Origin of the sequence: Sphingobacterium sp. SG20118, assembly GCF_044740685.1 — a bacterium.
Classification (GTDB): domain Bacteria; phylum Bacteroidota; class Bacteroidia; order Sphingobacteriales; family Sphingobacteriaceae; genus Sphingobacterium.
The window spans coordinates 2,328,967-2,345,591 of the sequence record NZ_CP172826.1 but is presented as its reverse complement, the minus strand read 5'-3'; the positions used below and the strand labels follow the sequence as shown (position 1 = coordinate 2,345,591).

Sequence of the window (16,625 nt, the reverse complement as noted above, 5' to 3'; positions counted from 1 at the left end):
TTTTAATCGATAGGCCGTTGTTAATCACAATAACCTATCGATTAAAACTTAATGAGAATGCTCTCCTGAGTTCGTCATTTTTGCTAACAAAAAGAAAGCTCCTTTCTGAACGATCTTAGTATCTTCACTTATTTCTTTTACAGGCGTAATAGCAGTAAATCCACGTGAAGACACTCCCTTAACAACTGTTATTCTTTCATATTCATTTCCAGTACTTTCGTGGTTGTGATCTTCATGCTCCCCCTTCTTTGCACTTTCGATCTGTTCATGACTAGGTTGTTCTTCCTTTAATATAAAGATGTAATCTTTACCTTCGGTACTAACAATGCACTCTGCAGGAACGGCTAAAGATTTGGAATCACCAATGATAATGGTTCCCTGCACCTGCATACCATTAATTAACCCCTCTTTGTTGCCTAACACCTGTGCATGAACGGCTATAGCATTAGTCTCTTTTTCAAATGCTTGTCCTAACTGATCGATTTGTGCTTCGTAAGAAACATTTGCATTATTGACAGGAGAAAATAGAATTTTTTGTCCTTTTTTAACTTTCGAAAAATCCTTTTCATATACATACATATCCACATGTAAAGCGTCATTGTTTACAATCTCCAAGATTGGTGAAGATGCCTCTATACGTGTCCCTATCAATCCTTGAATGGATGCCACAACTCCAGTAATAGGAGCCTTTATCGTAATCTGTGAGGATATAAGTAAAGAGCCACCTCCAGCAGATAATTGCCTCGATAGACTGTTCTTCTGAGCCTTCAAGTTCGCAAGCTCTACCTCTACTTGTTGTAATTTCTTTAGCGGTGCAGCGTTTCCTTCTACCAACTCTTGCTGACGATTAACTTCTATTTGCGTCAAGGAAATTTGATTATTAATCAGCTGTAATTGTTCTTGCATCTTAATAAGATCCGGGTTTAGAACTTTACCTAAGACTTGTCCTTTCTTAACAAAATCTCCGGGTCTTGCATATAACTCTTCCAATACTCCACCGTATACTGATGTAACATATGCCTTCTTATCATTAGGAACATCAAGTACACCGTTTAGTACTAAACCGTTACTTAACATCTGATAGGTTAGTTTTGTATATGTAAGACCTACTTGCTTCTCTTGTGCTGGTGTAAGCGTAAGTGCTTCTTCTTCCTCGTGTTCGTGAGTTCCTTGCTCCTCTGTGCCCTGCTTTTCACTGGAAGAATTTGTTTGACAACTAACAGCAATAATACTGCTAGTGAAAAATAAACTATATCGAATTAAAAACTTTAGTTTCATGATATTTAATTTGAATGGTAATATTGATACTGAATCACACTTTGATTGTACGCATTCAAAGCTGTTAGATAATTAATCTTGATATCAATGGATTGTGATAAAAATTGGATAAGATCTGCGTAACTGATTTCACCGCTTTGATAAGCCAGATTGGCCGCCTTCATAATTCCCTCAGATTGTTTTAATCCAGATTGTTCATAAAACTGCAGTTGTTTTTCATTTTTGATGATTTCTTTTTTTGCATTCCCCTCCTGTGCTGTTAGGGTCAATTTTAGTTGCTTCAATTCTTGCTTTTCTATTGCGGTCTCCAATGCAGCTACCTTTACTTTATTTTGATAATATTTATTAGAGAAAAGAGGCGCATTTACCGTTATTGAAATTCCAGTTACAGGATTGCGCTGTCCCCAAAGTTTTTGAGAAAATGCTCTACCTGAAAAATCAGGTAATTTTGCTTGCTCTTCCATTTTTGTATTCGCCTCTGCTATTTCAATTGTTTTTTGCTGTATTTTAACTAAGGGGTGCTCTCCTACGGAATCTGGATATTGAATCGTGCTAATTTTCTGTAATGAGGCTTTTATAGGTAAAATAAGGGTGTTATAATTTAATAAAACACTGAAATTTTGAGCAGCCATTGCTAAATCTTGCTCATTTTGCAGCATTATTGTTTTATTCTCTTGCCATTTTGTTTCTGCAGCCATTTGTTCCAATCCTGCTGCCTCTCCTGTTTTGACACGAAGTTTTGCAGATTCATATAACTTTTGATGGGTGCTATCCAGCTGTAGAAAAAAAGACTGTCTTGCTTCAAGATAAATAAGTTGATAATAATTCTGGGATACATCTCGTATCAATTGCTTTCTGGCATCCTCTCGTTGTTCTAAAACCATTTGGGAAGTCTTTTTTAAAAATTCTTTTCTGGCTTTGTAGAAACCTGGCCAAGCAAGGTCCTGACTTATCCCAATCTTCCAGAGTCCGTTTGGCTCTAAAGGTGAAAAATCTTCATTTTCAACAAAGACACCTGTTTTTGCATCAAAAGATTTCTGTTGATCAAGCTCTGATTTTTCAACTTCTAATGCTGTGTTTTTAAAATTAAGATTTGCATCTAATGCCTGTGCGATAGCATCCTCCAATTGAATCCGTTTTATATTTTCTTGAGCAAAACTGACATTGGAGAACGAAATAAACAAGATAACAATAGAAGTTAGGATTGTCGATTTTCCTATTTTCATTTTTTTTGTATTAAAAAATAGAATATATAAACATGGTAAAACAAAAAGTGTTAAGAAAGTGGCAGAAAGCAATCCACCTATAACTACGGTTGCTAATGGCTTTTGTACTTCTGCTCCTGCTCCTGTGCTTAAAGCCATTGGCAGGAAACCCAAAGAGGCTACAGTAGCTGTCATTAGAAACTGGTCTTAAACGAATTTTCGTTCCTTCCCATACGCGCTGAAAGACATCGGATACACCTTCTTTCTCCAATTGATTAAATGTAGAAATCAGTACAATTCCATTTAATACCGCTACACCAAATAGCGCAATGAATCCAACACCGGCAGAGATACTAAAAGGCATATCTCGAATCAGGAGTGCAAAGACACCACCTATAGCACTCATAGGAATTGCAGTAAAGATTAATAAAGATTCCTTAAATGATCTGAATGTCAAATAAAGGAGTATAAAAATAAGCAATAATGCTCCAGGAACGGCTAAGGCCAATCTTTTTGTTGCTGCATTGAGATTTTCAAAAGTTCCTCCAAATGTATAATAATAACCTGTTGGCATCACATCCATTTGTGTCAGCTTGCTTTGTATTTCATTGACAACAGAAGTCACATCTCGATCTTTAATATTGAAACCGATAACGACCAGCCTTTTACCGGACTCTCGACTTATCTGTGCCGGACCATCTTTTATGTCAATTGTTGCCAGCTGACTCAATGGGATTTGCTCTCCGTTTCCCGTCAAGACAGGAAGATTTTCAACATCAGCCATCGATGTTTTGAAAGCACTATCTAAGCGTACAACTAAATCAAACTTTCTTTCATTTTCATATATCGACCCTGTGCTTGTACCTGCAAAAGACATCGCGATTACCTTATTCAAGTCATTGACGGTGATATTATGTAGCGCTAACTGTGTCCGGTTATAAACAATGGATATCTGAGGTAGCCCCGTTGTACGTTCTATCTGCGGTGCTGATGCTCCGTCAACACTTTGTACGACTTGTCCTACACCACTTGCGATTGCCGCAAGTGTATCAATGTTTTCACCAAAAATTTTAATGGCAACATCTTGGCGCACACCTGTCATCAATTCATTGAAACGCATTTGTATGGGTTGAGAGGCCTCGAAAAAGACACCAGGTATTACGGATAGCGAGTCCAACATCCGATCTGCTAGTCCTGTATAAGTATCACCAGACTTCCATTCTGACATAGGCTTTAAGGTAATGATCATATCGGTTGCTTCCGGGGGCATAGGATCGGTAGGAATCTCTGCACTTCCGGTCTTACCTACAACAAGCTTAACTTCAGGGAATTTTTTGATAATTTTTGCTGCTTGCATAGAAGTTTCGATACTCTGAGAGAGGGATGATCCTTGTGGTAAAATACAGTGGAAAGCATAATCTCCCTCTTGTAATTGAGGGATAAATTCGCTGCCCATTTTACTGAAAAGGAATCCTGAAAAACCCAATAATACGATTGTCAATATAATTAATGCTTTCCTTAAGCGAACAGCTTTCTGAATAAGTGGTGTATACCACATTTGCAATTTAGCCATCATCTTATCTGCAAAAGTTTGTTTGTTTTGAGGCTTTTTGGATAAAAACAAGGCGCTCATCATTGGAATGTAGGTCAATGACAAAAGCAGGGCTCCTATAATGGCAAAACTGACCGTCTGTGCCATTGGTCCAAACATTTTTCCTTCTACGCCTACTAGTGTCAGTATTGGGATATAGACAATTAAAATGATGATTTCGCCAAAAGCGGCACTGTTACGTATTTTTGAAGAAGATTGATAGACTTCTTCATCCATTTCAACCTGAGACAGTACATGTTGACTTTTTCTAAGCCCCAAATGGTGCATAGTTGCCTCTACTACAATAAGTGCCCCATCTACGATAAGTCCAAAATCAATTGCTCCTAAACTCATCAAATTTGCGCTCACACCAAATACACGCATCATTCCCAATGCAAAAAGCATGGATAATGGAATAGCTGAGGCTACTATTAAACCTGCTCTTAGATTTCCTAAAAAAATCACTAAAACGAAGATTACAATTAAAGCACCCTCTATCAAATTCTTTTGTACTGTACTTATTGCACGATTTACAAGGTCTGTACGGTCGGAAAATGCCTCTACGACAATATCCTGAGGCAGAGATTGCTTGATCCGCTCCAACTTTTCCTTCACAGCAGCAACTACTTCAGCAGAATTTTGTCCTTTAAGCATCATAACAATTCCACCTACAGCTTCTTTTTCGCCGTTGTACGTAAGCGCTCCGTATCGAACAGCTGACCCTTCACGGATCTCAGCCACATCCCTAATGTAAATTGGAAAACCATTTTTATTTTTCACGGCGACATTTCCAATGTCTTCCATTGATGTTAGCAGTCCAACCCCTCTTATGAAATATGCACTAGGTTTCTTATCGATGTAGGCACCACCTGTATTTTGATTGTTTTCTTCTAAGGCAGTGAAAATTTCATTGATTCCGACGCCTGTAGCTTTTAATTTATAGGGATTAACAGCGACTTCATATTGTTTTAATTTACCTCCAAAGCTATTTACTTCAGCAACGCCTGGAGTCCCATATAATTGTCTGGCGATAATCCAATCTTGCATTGTTCGTAAATCTGCAGCAGAGTATTTGGACTCAGCCCCTTTCACAGGGTGAATCACATACTGATAAATTTCGCCCAGTCCAGTACTTATTGGTGCTAATTCCGGACTTCCAAGACCATTTGGAATGTTTTCTTTTGCTTCCAATAACTTTTCATTAATCAATTGGCGAGCAAAATAAATATCGACATCATCATCGAATACAGCAGTGACTACAGATAATCCAAATCTTGATATGGATCTTAATTCTACTAGATCGGGTAAATTATTTAATTCTTGTTCAATAGGGTAAGTTACAAACTGTTCCACTTCTTGAGTCGCCAAAGCGGGAGAAACTGGTGATGATTTGAACCTGATTATTCGTAATATCTGGATTTGCATCTATCGGAATGTGCAAAGCGCTCCATAGCCCCCAGATGATCCATATCAATGTTAAGAGTCCAATAATAAGTTTATTACGGATACTGAACCTGATGATTGCGTTCAACATAATATTCTATTTTAAAATAGCTGTACAAAAAGCTCATAACAAATTATGAGTGCATGAATTGAAGTTCGTTAGAACTTAAAAAGAAATATTACTAAACGAGCTGTGGAGGTTGCCAGATACTGGAGTAATTAAAGGAATAGAAATTATTTTCATATGCGATTTCACCCTTTGAATGCAGAAAGATTACTACAAAAGATATCGCGGTAATTGGTTCAATATTTAAGACAATTGAGCAGCAGGAACATATGCAAAATGGGGAACAATTATCGGTATGATTTAGGTCCTCATGATTAACATGCCTAGCGCCAGTTTCCTGTCCATAAGAAAATACCTGTACCTGGTCGGCACAAGGAATCAACGTCAATGCGATGAAATATAAGCTTAGTATATAGACCAGTATCTTCAAATTCTCTAATTGAATATACTACAAAAATAATAAATTAATCAAGAATATGAAATCAATCTTAAGTTTTTAATTTTCACACGTAACTGGAACTTTTTATAAAAAAAATGTAATGAAATAAGTTTTATTTTTATATATTAGCAATTCAAAAGGGAAAATTTACTAAATTACATGTCAAACACTTTTAATGAATTCATAAATTACGTTGAGAAACGCAATCCAAATGAACCAGAATTTCTACAAGCTGTAGAGGAAGTTACAGAGGATTTAATTCCATTTATCACTAAAACTCATCCAGAATTACTTAAATTAAAGATTTTAGAAAGATTAGTTGAACCTGAACGCGTTATTTCATTTCGTGTGGCTTGGTTAAATGATAAAAATGAAGTTGAGATCAATAGAGGATATCGCGTTCAAATGAGCAGCGCTATAGGCCCTTATAAGGGAGGGTTGCGCTTTGCTCCTTCTGTCAACTTAAGTATTTTAAAATTCTTAGCATTCGAACAGGTATTCAAAAATAGTTTGACTGGATTACCTATTGGAGGTGGTAAAGGTGGAGCTGACTTTAATCCAAAAGGAAAATCAGACGCTGAGATTATGCGTTTCTGTCAAAGCTTTATGACCGAGCTGTTTAGACACATTGGTCCTGATACAGATGTCCCTGCTGGTGATATCGGTGTAGGAAACTCGTGAAATCGGCTATTTATTCGGACAGTACAAAAGATTGCAAAATGCATTTACGGGCGTATTAACCGGTAAAGGAAGTGCATGGGGTGGTTCTTATACACGTCCTGAAGCAACAGGTTACGGATTACTTTATTTTGTTGAATGTATCTTTGATTTTAATAATCAGGATTTGAAAGACAAAACGGTTGCGATATCAGGTGCGGGCAATGTGGCTTATTACGCCGCGGAAAAATCAATTCATTTAGGAGCGAAGGTTATTACTCTATCAAATAGTCAAGGAACCATTTATGATGAAGAAGGTATAACCTCAGAGAAATTAGTATACATTGGGACAATTGGTCGCGATTTAGATCAGTATATTCTTAAATACCCAAATGCGAAATATTACACCGATAAGAAACCATGGGATTTTAAATGTGATATCGCACTTCCATGTGCAACGCAAAATGAATTAACTAAAGAAGATGCACTTACTTTAATTGGAAATGGTTGTCAATGTGTAGCTGAGGGTGCCAACATGCCATCAACGGCAGAAGCAATAAAGATTTTCCACGATGCAAAAATTAGTTTTGCGCCTGGTAAAGCTGCTAATGCTGGCGGGGTGGCAGTATCTGGATTAGAAATGTCACAAAACTCTATTCGTCAACAATGGACAAAAGAAGAAGTCGATTGTAAACTAAAAGATATTATGGTCAATATACATAAGACTTGTGTGAAATACGGTCATGACAAAACCTATATCAACTACTTAAAAGGGGCCAATATTGGTGGATTCCTGAAAGTAGCGAGAGCAATGAAAGAACAAGGAATCGTTTAATAATACGTTGTATTTTTTCCATAAAGCGGTTAATCCTTCTATCGGATTAACCGCTTTTTTTTTATTTACTTTGTAAAAATTAGTAACATGAGAATATTAGCAGAATTACCACATCCTGAATGTAAGATATCCATCTTTGGAATGAACCAAAAGTTCATCATCAAGTTTGAACAAGGGACTTTAGAGCAGTCTTATAAAATTGCAGAGACCGATATTGTTGGCGGAGTCAATGGCGTTTTCGAATTACTAGATGATGCTTTTATATCGGAAGTGCTCATTAACTTTAATACGATGCGAAAATCCTTTTTAAATGCCTTTGAAAGATATGATTCTTAAGTTTACAAAATAGAGTTAAATTAATAGAAATCAACTTATTAGCTTTGTAAAAATGCTTAAACAAAATATAATTTGGCTCTAATAGGGCCTTAGTCGTGTTTAATCACTTAATACATGAACTATAGATTTATATAAATCACTTAAGTTGCTGTAAAATAAAGCGATAGTATTTTAGACAAAATATAATTTGGTCTTTAAAAAATGAGAATCCATAAAAAAAGCATATCTCAAGAGATATGCTTTTTTTATGGATTTACTTATTCTTTAAAAAATGATTGATTGTTTTTGGAACCATGTTTTCTATCGGTCCACCGTTTCGCCATACATCACGAACGATGGTAGAGGAGATGTGAGCCAACCCACTCCTGCTCATTAAGAAATACGTTTCTATATGGGGTGCTAAAATCAAATTATTTTGTGCAATGCTATTTTCAAATTCAAAATCTGCCGTATTACGGAGTCCTCTAAGCAAAAAATTAGCACTGACAAGTTTACAAAATTCAATGGTCAAACCTTGAAAAGAAACAACTTCGACTATATCCTTATTTTTAAAAACAGATTGAATAGTTGTCAATTTTTCTTCAACAGTCAGCAGACCTTGCTTTGCACTGTTCACACCTATTGCAATATAGATTTTATCAAAAAGAGGAAGAGCGCGCTCCACGATATCTTGATGTGCCAAAGTAAATGGATCAAACGACCCGGCAAAAACAGCAATTCTCATAGCTTATAATGTGTAAAATGAAAAGGAGGAATAGCCATATTTTCTTTTTTCTATAAAATTTGGATGTGGATCCATTTCCCTAGTCGAAGGATGTTCAACCACTAGCAAACCTCCTTGATTTAGCAATTGAGCATCAATTATGAAATGTGCTAACTGTGGTAATTTTGGTATATCATATGGCGGATCGGCAAATATGAAATCGTATTTCCCCTTAGCAGTTTGAATATATTTAAATACATCTGCTTTTTTAGCCTTAATACTTGTGATATTCATCTTTTTTGCTGTATCTGTAATATATTGAACGCATTTAAAATGCAGATCAATAGCATCAACAGAACCAGCATAACGAGAGGCTAGCTCAAAGCTTATATTACCTGTTCCGGCAAAAAGGTCCAAACAATTTAACCCGTCAAAATCAATGCGGTTTTGTAAAATATTAAACAAAGCTTCTTTTGCAATGTCGGTAGTTGGTCTTACAGGTAAATTTGTAGGTGGATTAAGACGAATGCCACCATATTGTCCTCCTATTATTCGCATAATATCGCGTCAAATAAAGTATTGAAATTACGTTGTTGCATATCCTGTTTAACTTGAATCTTACTTTTAGATTCCAAATACCCAATTGTGCTTGAATATTTCTCTAAGCATCTAAGATAGTTTTCGTTAGGTATATCTCCAGAAACCAACACTTTAGACACTTGATCTCCTAATGAAAATTGTTGCAAAACATTTAAAACATAGTAATTTAAATCCTCCGCAAAATGAACATCAAACGAGTTATATAATATAAATTGCCCATTTTGAAATACATACAAATCCACTAAATGATCAGAAACAAAATGGACACCTAGGACTGACCCTCTGATTGGCACAAGATCTTGTGCCTGGTCTAAAATGATACTAAACTCTGGATATATTTCAGCATCTGGAAAAAGTGCCTTCCACCTGTTGTATAAGGTTAAGTCATATTCAAATACAGCTACTATTCCAATGTTTTTCATTTCATGTGTGTGAATATGACCAGGAACATGTTCAACAAGGTATGGCGCATAATCAGTTAGCCTATCTGCTTGAAAGACTTCCTGGGGAATAAAAGTCAAGCTTTGATGAGGCATCACCACTTTAACATATCGAAAAGGTAAACTCAGGATTTGAGTAGCCTCCAGTTTCGGGTTTTCTGCATCATATTCCATCAACAGTTTCAGATTTAACTGGCTATCTGTTACGCTTATGACATCTTTACTAAAACCTGCTTTTGCAGATAATATATATTCTGGCAAAAAATGGATATTAAACTCCTCAGATATATAATTCATATTTACACTTTCCAATTTCAATTATTAATGTATAATCTAACAAAATTAACTTTTCTAAATGATAAGACAAACCTTTTAGATAACTTTGATGGTGCATATTAAAGAATTATTGATCCAACGCTTCCCTTGGACGGCGACTCCACAGCAAAATGATGTTTTCGAATTGCTGGCTGTATTTTTGAATTCCTTTCGTACACAGGATTGTTTTGTTTTAAAAGGTTATGCCGGAACAGGTAAAACAACGATTATCTCTGCGCTAGTTAAAACACTACCTTATATTAAGAAAAAAGCGATTTTACTCGCACCCACGGGGCGTGCCGCTAAGGTGATGAGTCATTATTCTGGGAGATCTGCACTGACTATCCATAAAAAAATATATCGAAAAAAAAATGCAGTATCATTTATTATGGATTTTTCTTTGGCAGAAAACTTACATGAAGATACCCTATTTATTATTGATGAATCTTCGATGATCTCGAATGAAAGTGTCAATATGTTTTCAAAAAGTTTATTGGATGATCTGGTGAAGTATGTGCGTAGTGGAAAGAATTGTGCGATTATGTTTGTTGGAGATACGGCTCAATTACCACCAGTAGGCTTATGGGAAAGTCCGGCATTAAATCCAGCATATTTAGAAAATGAATTTTACTTTCATCCTTATAGTTTTGAACTGACTGATGTAGTGCGACAACAAAAAAATTCGGGTATTCTTTTTAATGCCACTAAAATTAGACAAGAAATAAACCTTGAGGAGTTAGAAGGAACTTATCCATTTCCTAAATTCATAACAAGTGGATTTAAAGACATTTACAGGATGACAGGAGAACGTTTAATTGAAGGGATTAATTATGCTTACGATAAATTTGGCATAGAAAACACGATGATTATCTGTCGCTCAAATAAATCTGCCAACCTCTATAATCAGCATATCCGAAACCAAATATTATTTCGTGAAGAAGAAATTACTGGAGGTGACCATATTATGGTTGTCCGCAACAACTATTTTTGGTTACAGGATAATGGCATTGAAAATGGTTTTATTGCGAATGGCGATATGGCTAAAATAAGGAAAGTCAGCCATGTGCATGAGCAGCACGGATTTCGCTTTGCAGATATCACATTCGAATTTATGGATACTCAAAATCAAGAACCAATTACTTGTCGCGTTATTTTAGACAGTCTATATACCGACAGTCCAAACCTCCCCTATGAAGATCAAAAAAAACTATATGAGGCCGTAGCCAGAGATTACGAAGATATCTTCTTAAAACAAGATCGTTTGGAAGCGATTAAAAAAGACCCTTATTACAATGCTTTGCAAATAAAATTTGCTTTCGCTATTACCTGTCATAAAGCTCAAGGTGGGCAATGGCCAGCTGTTTTCGTTGACCAAGGTTACCTGACCGACGAAATGTTGACGACAGAATTTCTTCGCTGGCTATATACAGGGATAACAAGGGCTACTGAGGAACTATTTTTAGTAAATTTTAATGAAAAGTTCTTTTCTTAGCCTTCATTAACTAAAATTTTACAAGACTTACTTCTTTCTCATGTGATAACTTAATACTTTTGACTTTTAAATTTCATATAAAACCAAAGAATGAATAAGATTTACTTATTCTTAGGACTGTTGCTCACATGTTTTTATGCCACAGCCCAAGAATCAACCTCACCGCCTAAAGCGAATTATCTGTTAGCATCAAAATTTTCGCCAGATAAGCTTAAAAAAATGATTTTTTCCACAACGATTAAACCCAATTGGATAAATTTTTCTGATCGCTTTTGGTATGATTTCACCACTCCTCAAGGAAAAAACTGGTATTTAGTGGATCCAGCAAGCAGTAAAAAGGAGACCCTTTTTGACAATGAAAAATTAGCAGCACAAATTACCAAAATTGTTAAAAATCCATTTGATGCGCAGCACCTGTCCCTTCAGAATTTAAGATTCACAAAAGATGAAAAGAAAATCAGATTTGAAGTTGCTAGTACTCAAGATACTTTAAAGTCTAAAGAAGAGATTGAAAAGCTCAAGGTGAAAACCGATACCCTAAAAAAGAAGCTTTTCTATCTGGAATATGATTTAGCAACACAAAAGGTCATCGAGCTGAGCGACAAAACCAAAGAGAAAAAAGCTTTATCTTGGGCAACCTTCTCCCCTGACACCAATACCATTTACTTTGCAAAAGATTTTAATCTATTTTGGATGGATCGCGCCAACTATGAAAAAGCGGTAAAGAATGAAAAAGACAGTACGATTATAGAACATCAAATAACCAAAGATGGTCTTCAGTATTATGCTTGGGCTGGTGATGAATACAGCACGACAACAGGTGACGATAAAAAAGAGGAAGATTTTGTTAAACGCAAACGTATATGGATGAATTGGTCCCCTGACGGTAAACATTTTGTCATCACTCGTAAAGATAACAGAAGTTTAAATCCATTATGGGTTATCAATAATGTAGGAAGTAAACGCCCAACATTAGAGACCTATAAATACCAAATGCCTGGTGAGACGGACTCGACAGAAACTCAATTATATATTTTCAAAGCTTCTGATAAAACTTATAAACAAATAAAAGTTGATGCTTTTAAAAATCAGACATTAAGCAATTGGTCAAAAAACACGGATAAGAATAGCTATAGAGGTGACTATTTTATCAACTATTGGTTAGGTAACAATGATGCATTTTACATTGCTCGATCAAGTCGCGATTTAAAACGTATTGACTTGTTACAGGTGAATATAGATGGAACAACTAAAGTATTAGTAGAGGAGCGTTCCAACGTTTATCAAGATATCAAAAAACCATTATTAATTAATAATGGTGCTGAATTTATCCACTGGTCTCAACGCGATGGTTGGGGACATTTTTATCTTTATGATAATCAGGGAAACTTAAAACAGCAATTGACAAGTGGCTCATTCAATTGCGAGGAGATTACAGGATCTGACTTAACAACAAGAATGTTATACTTCACTGCAAATGGTAAAGAGAATAATGAAGACCCTTATTATTTACATCATTATAGTGTGGGTTTCAATGGCTCAAATCTAAAATTATTAAACCCTGGTAATTTTGATCATCAGGTCGATGTCAGTGAAAGCGCTCGCTATTTTGTTGATAATTTTTCTCGCGTAAACAGCGTTCCTGAAATAGCATTATTTAATACCAATGGAAAGAAGCTAATGACGTTAGAAAAAGCAGACCTTTCTTTACTATTTGCAGCTGGCTATAAATTTCCACAACCTTTTAAAGTTAAAGCAGGAGATGGTATTACAGACCTGTATGGAGTGATGTACAAGCCGTTTGATTTTGATAGCACAAAGACCTATCCTATAGTTGAATACATCTACCCAGGTCCACAGACTGAGGCAGTAAATCAATCTTTCGGCAGAAGCATGGATAGAATCGATCGCTTAGCACAATTTGGGATGATTGTCGTTACTGTTGGTAACCGTGGTGGTCATCCGGCAAGATCTCAATGGTATCATACATATGGATATGGCAACTTAAGAGACTATGGATTAGAGGATAAAAAGGTCGCTGCAGAACAATTAGCGGATCGGTTTAAGTTTATCGATATTAATCGCGTTGGTATCACTGGACATTCGGGCGGGGGATTTATGTCTACAGCTGCTATGTTGGTTTATCCTGACTTCTTTAAAGTAGCAGTTTCTGGCGCTGGAAACCACGAAAACAACATCTATAACAGATGGTGGAGCGAAAGACATCATGGTGTTACAGAGAAAATAAGTACTAAAGGTGATACAACATTTACCTATCAGATTGACAAAAATACAGATTTAGCGAAAAATCTAAAAGGCAAACTATTAATTGCTACAGGAGATATTGATAACAATGTGCATCCTGCCAACTCTATCAGAATGGTCAATGCTTTAATAAAAGCAAATAAACGTTTTGATTTCTTGTTGCTACCTGGACAACGTCATGGATTTGGTGATATGACCGAATATTTCTTTTGGAAAATGGGAGATTATTTTGCAGAATACCTTATTGGTGATTCGAAAATCGAAGAAGTTAATATGATTGAAATAAACAGAGAAATACCATTGAGTAGATAATCAATGATTACAAAACAAAAATTAGAAATTTTTTCCGCTATCTATACGCAGTATCAGGTAGCGGATTTTTCTTTGAATATATTGCGTGGGTTATCCTTGTCCGATCTATTGATATTGTCCACCTATCAAGAAGATAAACAGCTTGCTTTTAGAAGTGCTTGGATGTTTGAGACCATTGTCTTAAAAGAAAAATCACTGCTAGATCGAGATCTTAGCCAGCTTCTCATCAAAAATATCAGGGCATTGGAGAACTGGAGTTGCGCAAGGTGCCTTAGTAAAGTGTTGCTCTACTTGACCTCAAAGAAAGCAAAGTACACCCTATTGACTAAAGAAGAAAACGAGACTATAATAGAGGTGTCTTTCAATTGGTTAATAGACCCTACCTGCCCAATTGCTGTACTAACAAATTGTATGGATATCTTAAATCAAATGAGCGAAAACCATACTTGGGTTAAAGAAGAACTATATGCGCAAGTTGAATATCAACTCAGAATAAACCCAACTCCAGCAATTAAAAGTAGGAGTCTAAAGATTTTAAAAAATCGCAAGAAATAGTTTTACGCCCTAATAAAAGATAAATCCTCTGTAAGCATACGAAAATATACCCACTCTAATAGGATTTGACCCTTCGATTGATTCCATTTCTTAGAAGAGTTGGATTAAATACAGCTCATTTCGAAAATTATTTAAATCACTTTGATTTAATAATCAGATAATGAAAGATTAGATTAAAAAAGAGTATTTCCTTTATTTGTGTATACCCTACCAATGTGTTTAAAAGCCGCTTCAGTACATTCCCTTCCTCTCGAAGTTCGCATTAAATAGCCTTCTTGAATCAAGAAAGGTTCATATACTTCTTCAATAGTTCCTTCATCTTCTCCCACAGCAGTTGCAATAGTCTTGAGACCAACCGGACCACCTTTAAATTTATCGATAATTGTACTTAAGATACGATTGTCCATTTCATCCAACCCGTTTTCATCTACATTCAGAGCATTTAAAGCATATTTCGCGATTTCACGTTCAATAGAACCTGTACCTTTAATTTGTGCAAAATCACGAGTTCTCCTTAAGAGTGCATTGGCAATACGAGGCGTACCTCTGCTCCTTCTAGCGATTTCGTAAGCACCCTCGTCACTGATAGGTGTCTTTAAAATGTCTGCTGACCTTAAGACAATGGTCGTTAATAGTTTTACATCGTAATATTGCAAGCGAGCATTGATGCCAAAACGCGCTCTTAAAGGGGACGTTAACAATCCTGAACGGGTAGTTGCACCAATAAGCGTAAACGGATTCAGAGATATTTGCACAGATCGTGCATTCGGACCTGTTTCCAACATGATGTCAATTTTAAAATCTTCCATCGCTGAATATAGATACTCTTCTACAATCGGGCTCAAACGGTGAATTTCATCAATAAATAATACATCGCCTTCTTCAAGGTTGGTCAGTAAACCCGCTAAATCACCTGGTTTGTCCAGTACTGGTCCAGAAGTAATCTTTATGCCGACCCCCATTTCATTGGCAATTATATTGGATAGCGTTGTTTTACCAAGTCCGGGAGGCCCATGAAGTAATACGTGATCTAATGACTCCCCTCTCAATTTTGCAGCCTTAACAAAGATGTTCAGGTTTTCCAAAATCTTTTCCTGCCCAGTAAAATCCTCAAACGCCTGCGGTCTTAATACACGTTCGATATCCCTATCCATATGATTTAAGTTTTCCGCATTCGGATCTAAGTTCTCATTCATTTACGCTCTCCTTTTATTCGATTTATTTATATTTTCGCGTCCAACTAGAAATTTTCAATTGGATAACACCGAAAAAAGCTTCTTTAAAAATACTTGTGCTCATTTTTGAAGTTCCCTCTGTACGATCAGTAAATATAATAGGTACCTCATCTACTTTAAAACCATATTTAATCGCGGTAAACTTCATTTCAATTTGAAATGCATAGCCAACGAACCTAATTTTATCAAGTGGTATTCGCTCTAATACTCTTCTCCTAAAACACACAAAACCCGCGGTAGCGTCCTGAATGTCAATGCCTGTTACAAAACGTACATAAACAGAAGCAAAATATGACATCAACACCCTACTCATGGGCCAATTCACTACATTTACACCTTTGATATAACGAGAACCAATACTCATGTCGGCATTTTCTATACAGTTTTGACGTAGGCGAATCAAGTCATCCGGATTATGGCTAAAATCAGCATCCATTTCAAATATGAATTCATATTCTCGTTGTAAAGCCCATTTAAATCCATGTATGTAAGCAGTGCCTAAGCCCAACTTTCCTTTACGTTCTTCAATAAACAAGCATTCATGAAATTCATCTTGAAGTGATTTCACGATGTTAGCTGTTCCATCAGGAGAACCGTCATCGACAATTAAAATATGAAAGGGTACGGGAAGAGAGCATACTTTACGAATTATTTTTTCGATGTTCTCCTTCTCGTTGTATGTAGGTATGATAACTAAACTATCGGCCACTTTATAAACATTTTGTATGCTGTAAAGTTACTAATTTTATTGGGATTCTTATTGACCTATTGGAGCATTAATGGCAGATGGATGGAAAATAAAAAGTCCGCTATTTTGCAATAGCAGACTTTTATTAACCAATTATAAACTTAAATTA

Annotated in this window: 13 protein-coding genes and 3 pseudogenes; 5 read left to right on the top strand and 11 right to left on the bottom strand. The window is 36.0% G+C overall.

Annotated elements, in window-relative coordinates:
* Window positions 1–48: 48 nt before the first annotated feature.
* The 6 genes and pseudogenes from ACFX5U_RS10955 to ACFX5U_RS10930 form a co-directional block, all read right to left on the bottom strand.
* Window positions 49–1,278 carry an efflux RND transporter periplasmic adaptor subunit gene (locus tag ACFX5U_RS10955; protein WP_400263478.1) on the bottom strand — a complete coding sequence of 410 codons (1,230 nt, stop codon included), beginning with the start codon at window positions 1,276–1,278 and terminating at the stop codon, window positions 49–51.
* Between the two features lie 5 nt (window positions 1,279–1,283).
* Complete coding sequence (locus ACFX5U_RS10950; protein ID WP_400263582.1) at window positions 1,284–2,504, bottom strand: TolC family protein; 1,221 nt, start codon at window positions 2,502–2,504, stop codon at window positions 1,284–1,286.
* A 75-nt stretch (window positions 2,505–2,579) separates the two neighbouring features.
* Window positions 2,580–2,642: pseudogene (locus ACFX5U_RS10945) on the bottom strand (hypothetical protein); the annotation flags it as partial.
* A gap of 91 nt (window positions 2,643–2,733) precedes the next feature.
* A pseudogene (locus ACFX5U_RS10940) lies at window positions 2,734–5,499 on the bottom strand (efflux RND transporter permease subunit); the annotation flags it as partial.
* A complete protein-coding gene (locus ACFX5U_RS10935) occupies window positions 5,399–5,608 on the bottom strand; it encodes an efflux RND transporter permease subunit (protein ID WP_400263477.1) in 210 nt (69 codons plus the stop codon). The pseudogene ACFX5U_RS10940 and the gene ACFX5U_RS10935, both read right to left, overlap by 101 nt.
* 91 nt (window positions 5,609–5,699) lie before the next feature.
* Entirely contained in the window at window positions 5,700–6,014 is a 315-nt protein-coding gene (locus ACFX5U_RS10930) for a DUF6660 family protein (RefSeq protein WP_400263476.1), read from the bottom strand.
* 168 nt (window positions 6,015–6,182) lie between these two features.
* On the opposite strand from ACFX5U_RS10930, the pseudogene gdhA reads away from it, so the two are divergent.
* Window positions 6,183–7,515: pseudogene (gene gdhA / locus ACFX5U_RS10925) on the top strand (NADP-specific glutamate dehydrogenase).
* Window positions 7,516–7,602: 87 nt separating this feature from the next.
* The gene (locus ACFX5U_RS10920) at window positions 7,603–7,851 is read left to right on the top strand and encodes a hypothetical protein (protein WP_038698432.1); all 249 of its coding nucleotides are present in this window, start codon (window positions 7,603–7,605) and stop codon (window positions 7,849–7,851) included.
* A gap of 253 nt (window positions 7,852–8,104) precedes the next feature.
* Here ACFX5U_RS10920 and coaD read toward each other — a convergent pair whose 3' ends face one another.
* From coaD to ACFX5U_RS10905, 3 genes are read right to left on the bottom strand one after another with little or no spacing between them, the layout of a single operon-like run.
* A complete protein-coding gene (gene coaD, locus ACFX5U_RS10915; protein WP_038698430.1) occupies window positions 8,105–8,575 on the bottom strand; it encodes a pantetheine-phosphate adenylyltransferase in 471 nt (156 codons plus the stop codon).
* 3 nt (window positions 8,576–8,578) lie between these two features.
* Window positions 8,579–9,112, bottom strand: coding sequence for a 16S rRNA (guanine(966)-N(2))-methyltransferase RsmD (gene rsmD, locus ACFX5U_RS10910; RefSeq protein WP_038698428.1), 534 nt, complete (start codon window positions 9,110–9,112; stop codon window positions 8,579–8,581).
* Window positions 9,103–9,891 (bottom strand): DUF3822 family protein, encoded by a 789-nt coding sequence (locus ACFX5U_RS10905; protein WP_400263475.1) that lies wholly within the window; start codon window positions 9,889–9,891, stop codon window positions 9,103–9,105. Before ACFX5U_RS10905 ends, rsmD begins: the two co-directional genes overlap by 10 nt.
* Before the next feature lie 91 nt (window positions 9,892–9,982).
* Between ACFX5U_RS10905 and ACFX5U_RS10900 the strand changes: the two genes are divergently transcribed.
* The 3 genes from ACFX5U_RS10900 (at window position 9,983) to ACFX5U_RS10890 (ending at window position 14,533) form a co-directional block, all read left to right on the top strand.
* Window positions 9,983–11,401 (top strand): ATP-dependent RecD-like DNA helicase, encoded by a 1,419-nt coding sequence (locus ACFX5U_RS10900; protein WP_280571733.1) that lies wholly within the window; start codon window positions 9,983–9,985, stop codon window positions 11,399–11,401.
* A gap of 90 nt (window positions 11,402–11,491) precedes the next feature.
* Window positions 11,492–13,978, top strand: a complete 2,487-nt coding sequence (locus ACFX5U_RS10895; protein WP_400263474.1) for a DPP IV N-terminal domain-containing protein — start codon at window positions 11,492–11,494, stop codon at window positions 13,976–13,978.
* Window positions 13,979–13,981: 3 nt separating this feature from the next.
* Window positions 13,982–14,533: a hypothetical protein gene (locus ACFX5U_RS10890; RefSeq protein WP_400263473.1), complete on the top strand. Its 552-nt coding sequence runs from the start codon at window positions 13,982–13,984 to the stop codon at window positions 14,531–14,533.
* A 173-nt stretch (window positions 14,534–14,706) separates the two neighbouring features.
* Here ACFX5U_RS10890 and ruvB read toward each other — a convergent pair whose 3' ends face one another.
* Together ruvB and ACFX5U_RS10880 are read right to left on the bottom strand one after the other, a co-directional pair.
* A complete protein-coding gene (ruvB, locus tag ACFX5U_RS10885; RefSeq protein WP_400263472.1) occupies window positions 14,707–15,729 on the bottom strand; it encodes a Holliday junction branch migration DNA helicase RuvB in 1,023 nt (340 codons plus the stop codon).
* A gap of 22 nt (window positions 15,730–15,751) precedes the next feature.
* Window positions 15,752–16,477 (bottom strand): polyprenol monophosphomannose synthase, encoded by a 726-nt coding sequence (locus tag ACFX5U_RS10880; protein ID WP_400263471.1) that lies wholly within the window; start codon window positions 16,475–16,477, stop codon window positions 15,752–15,754.
* Window positions 16,478–16,625: the final 148 nt, after the last annotated feature.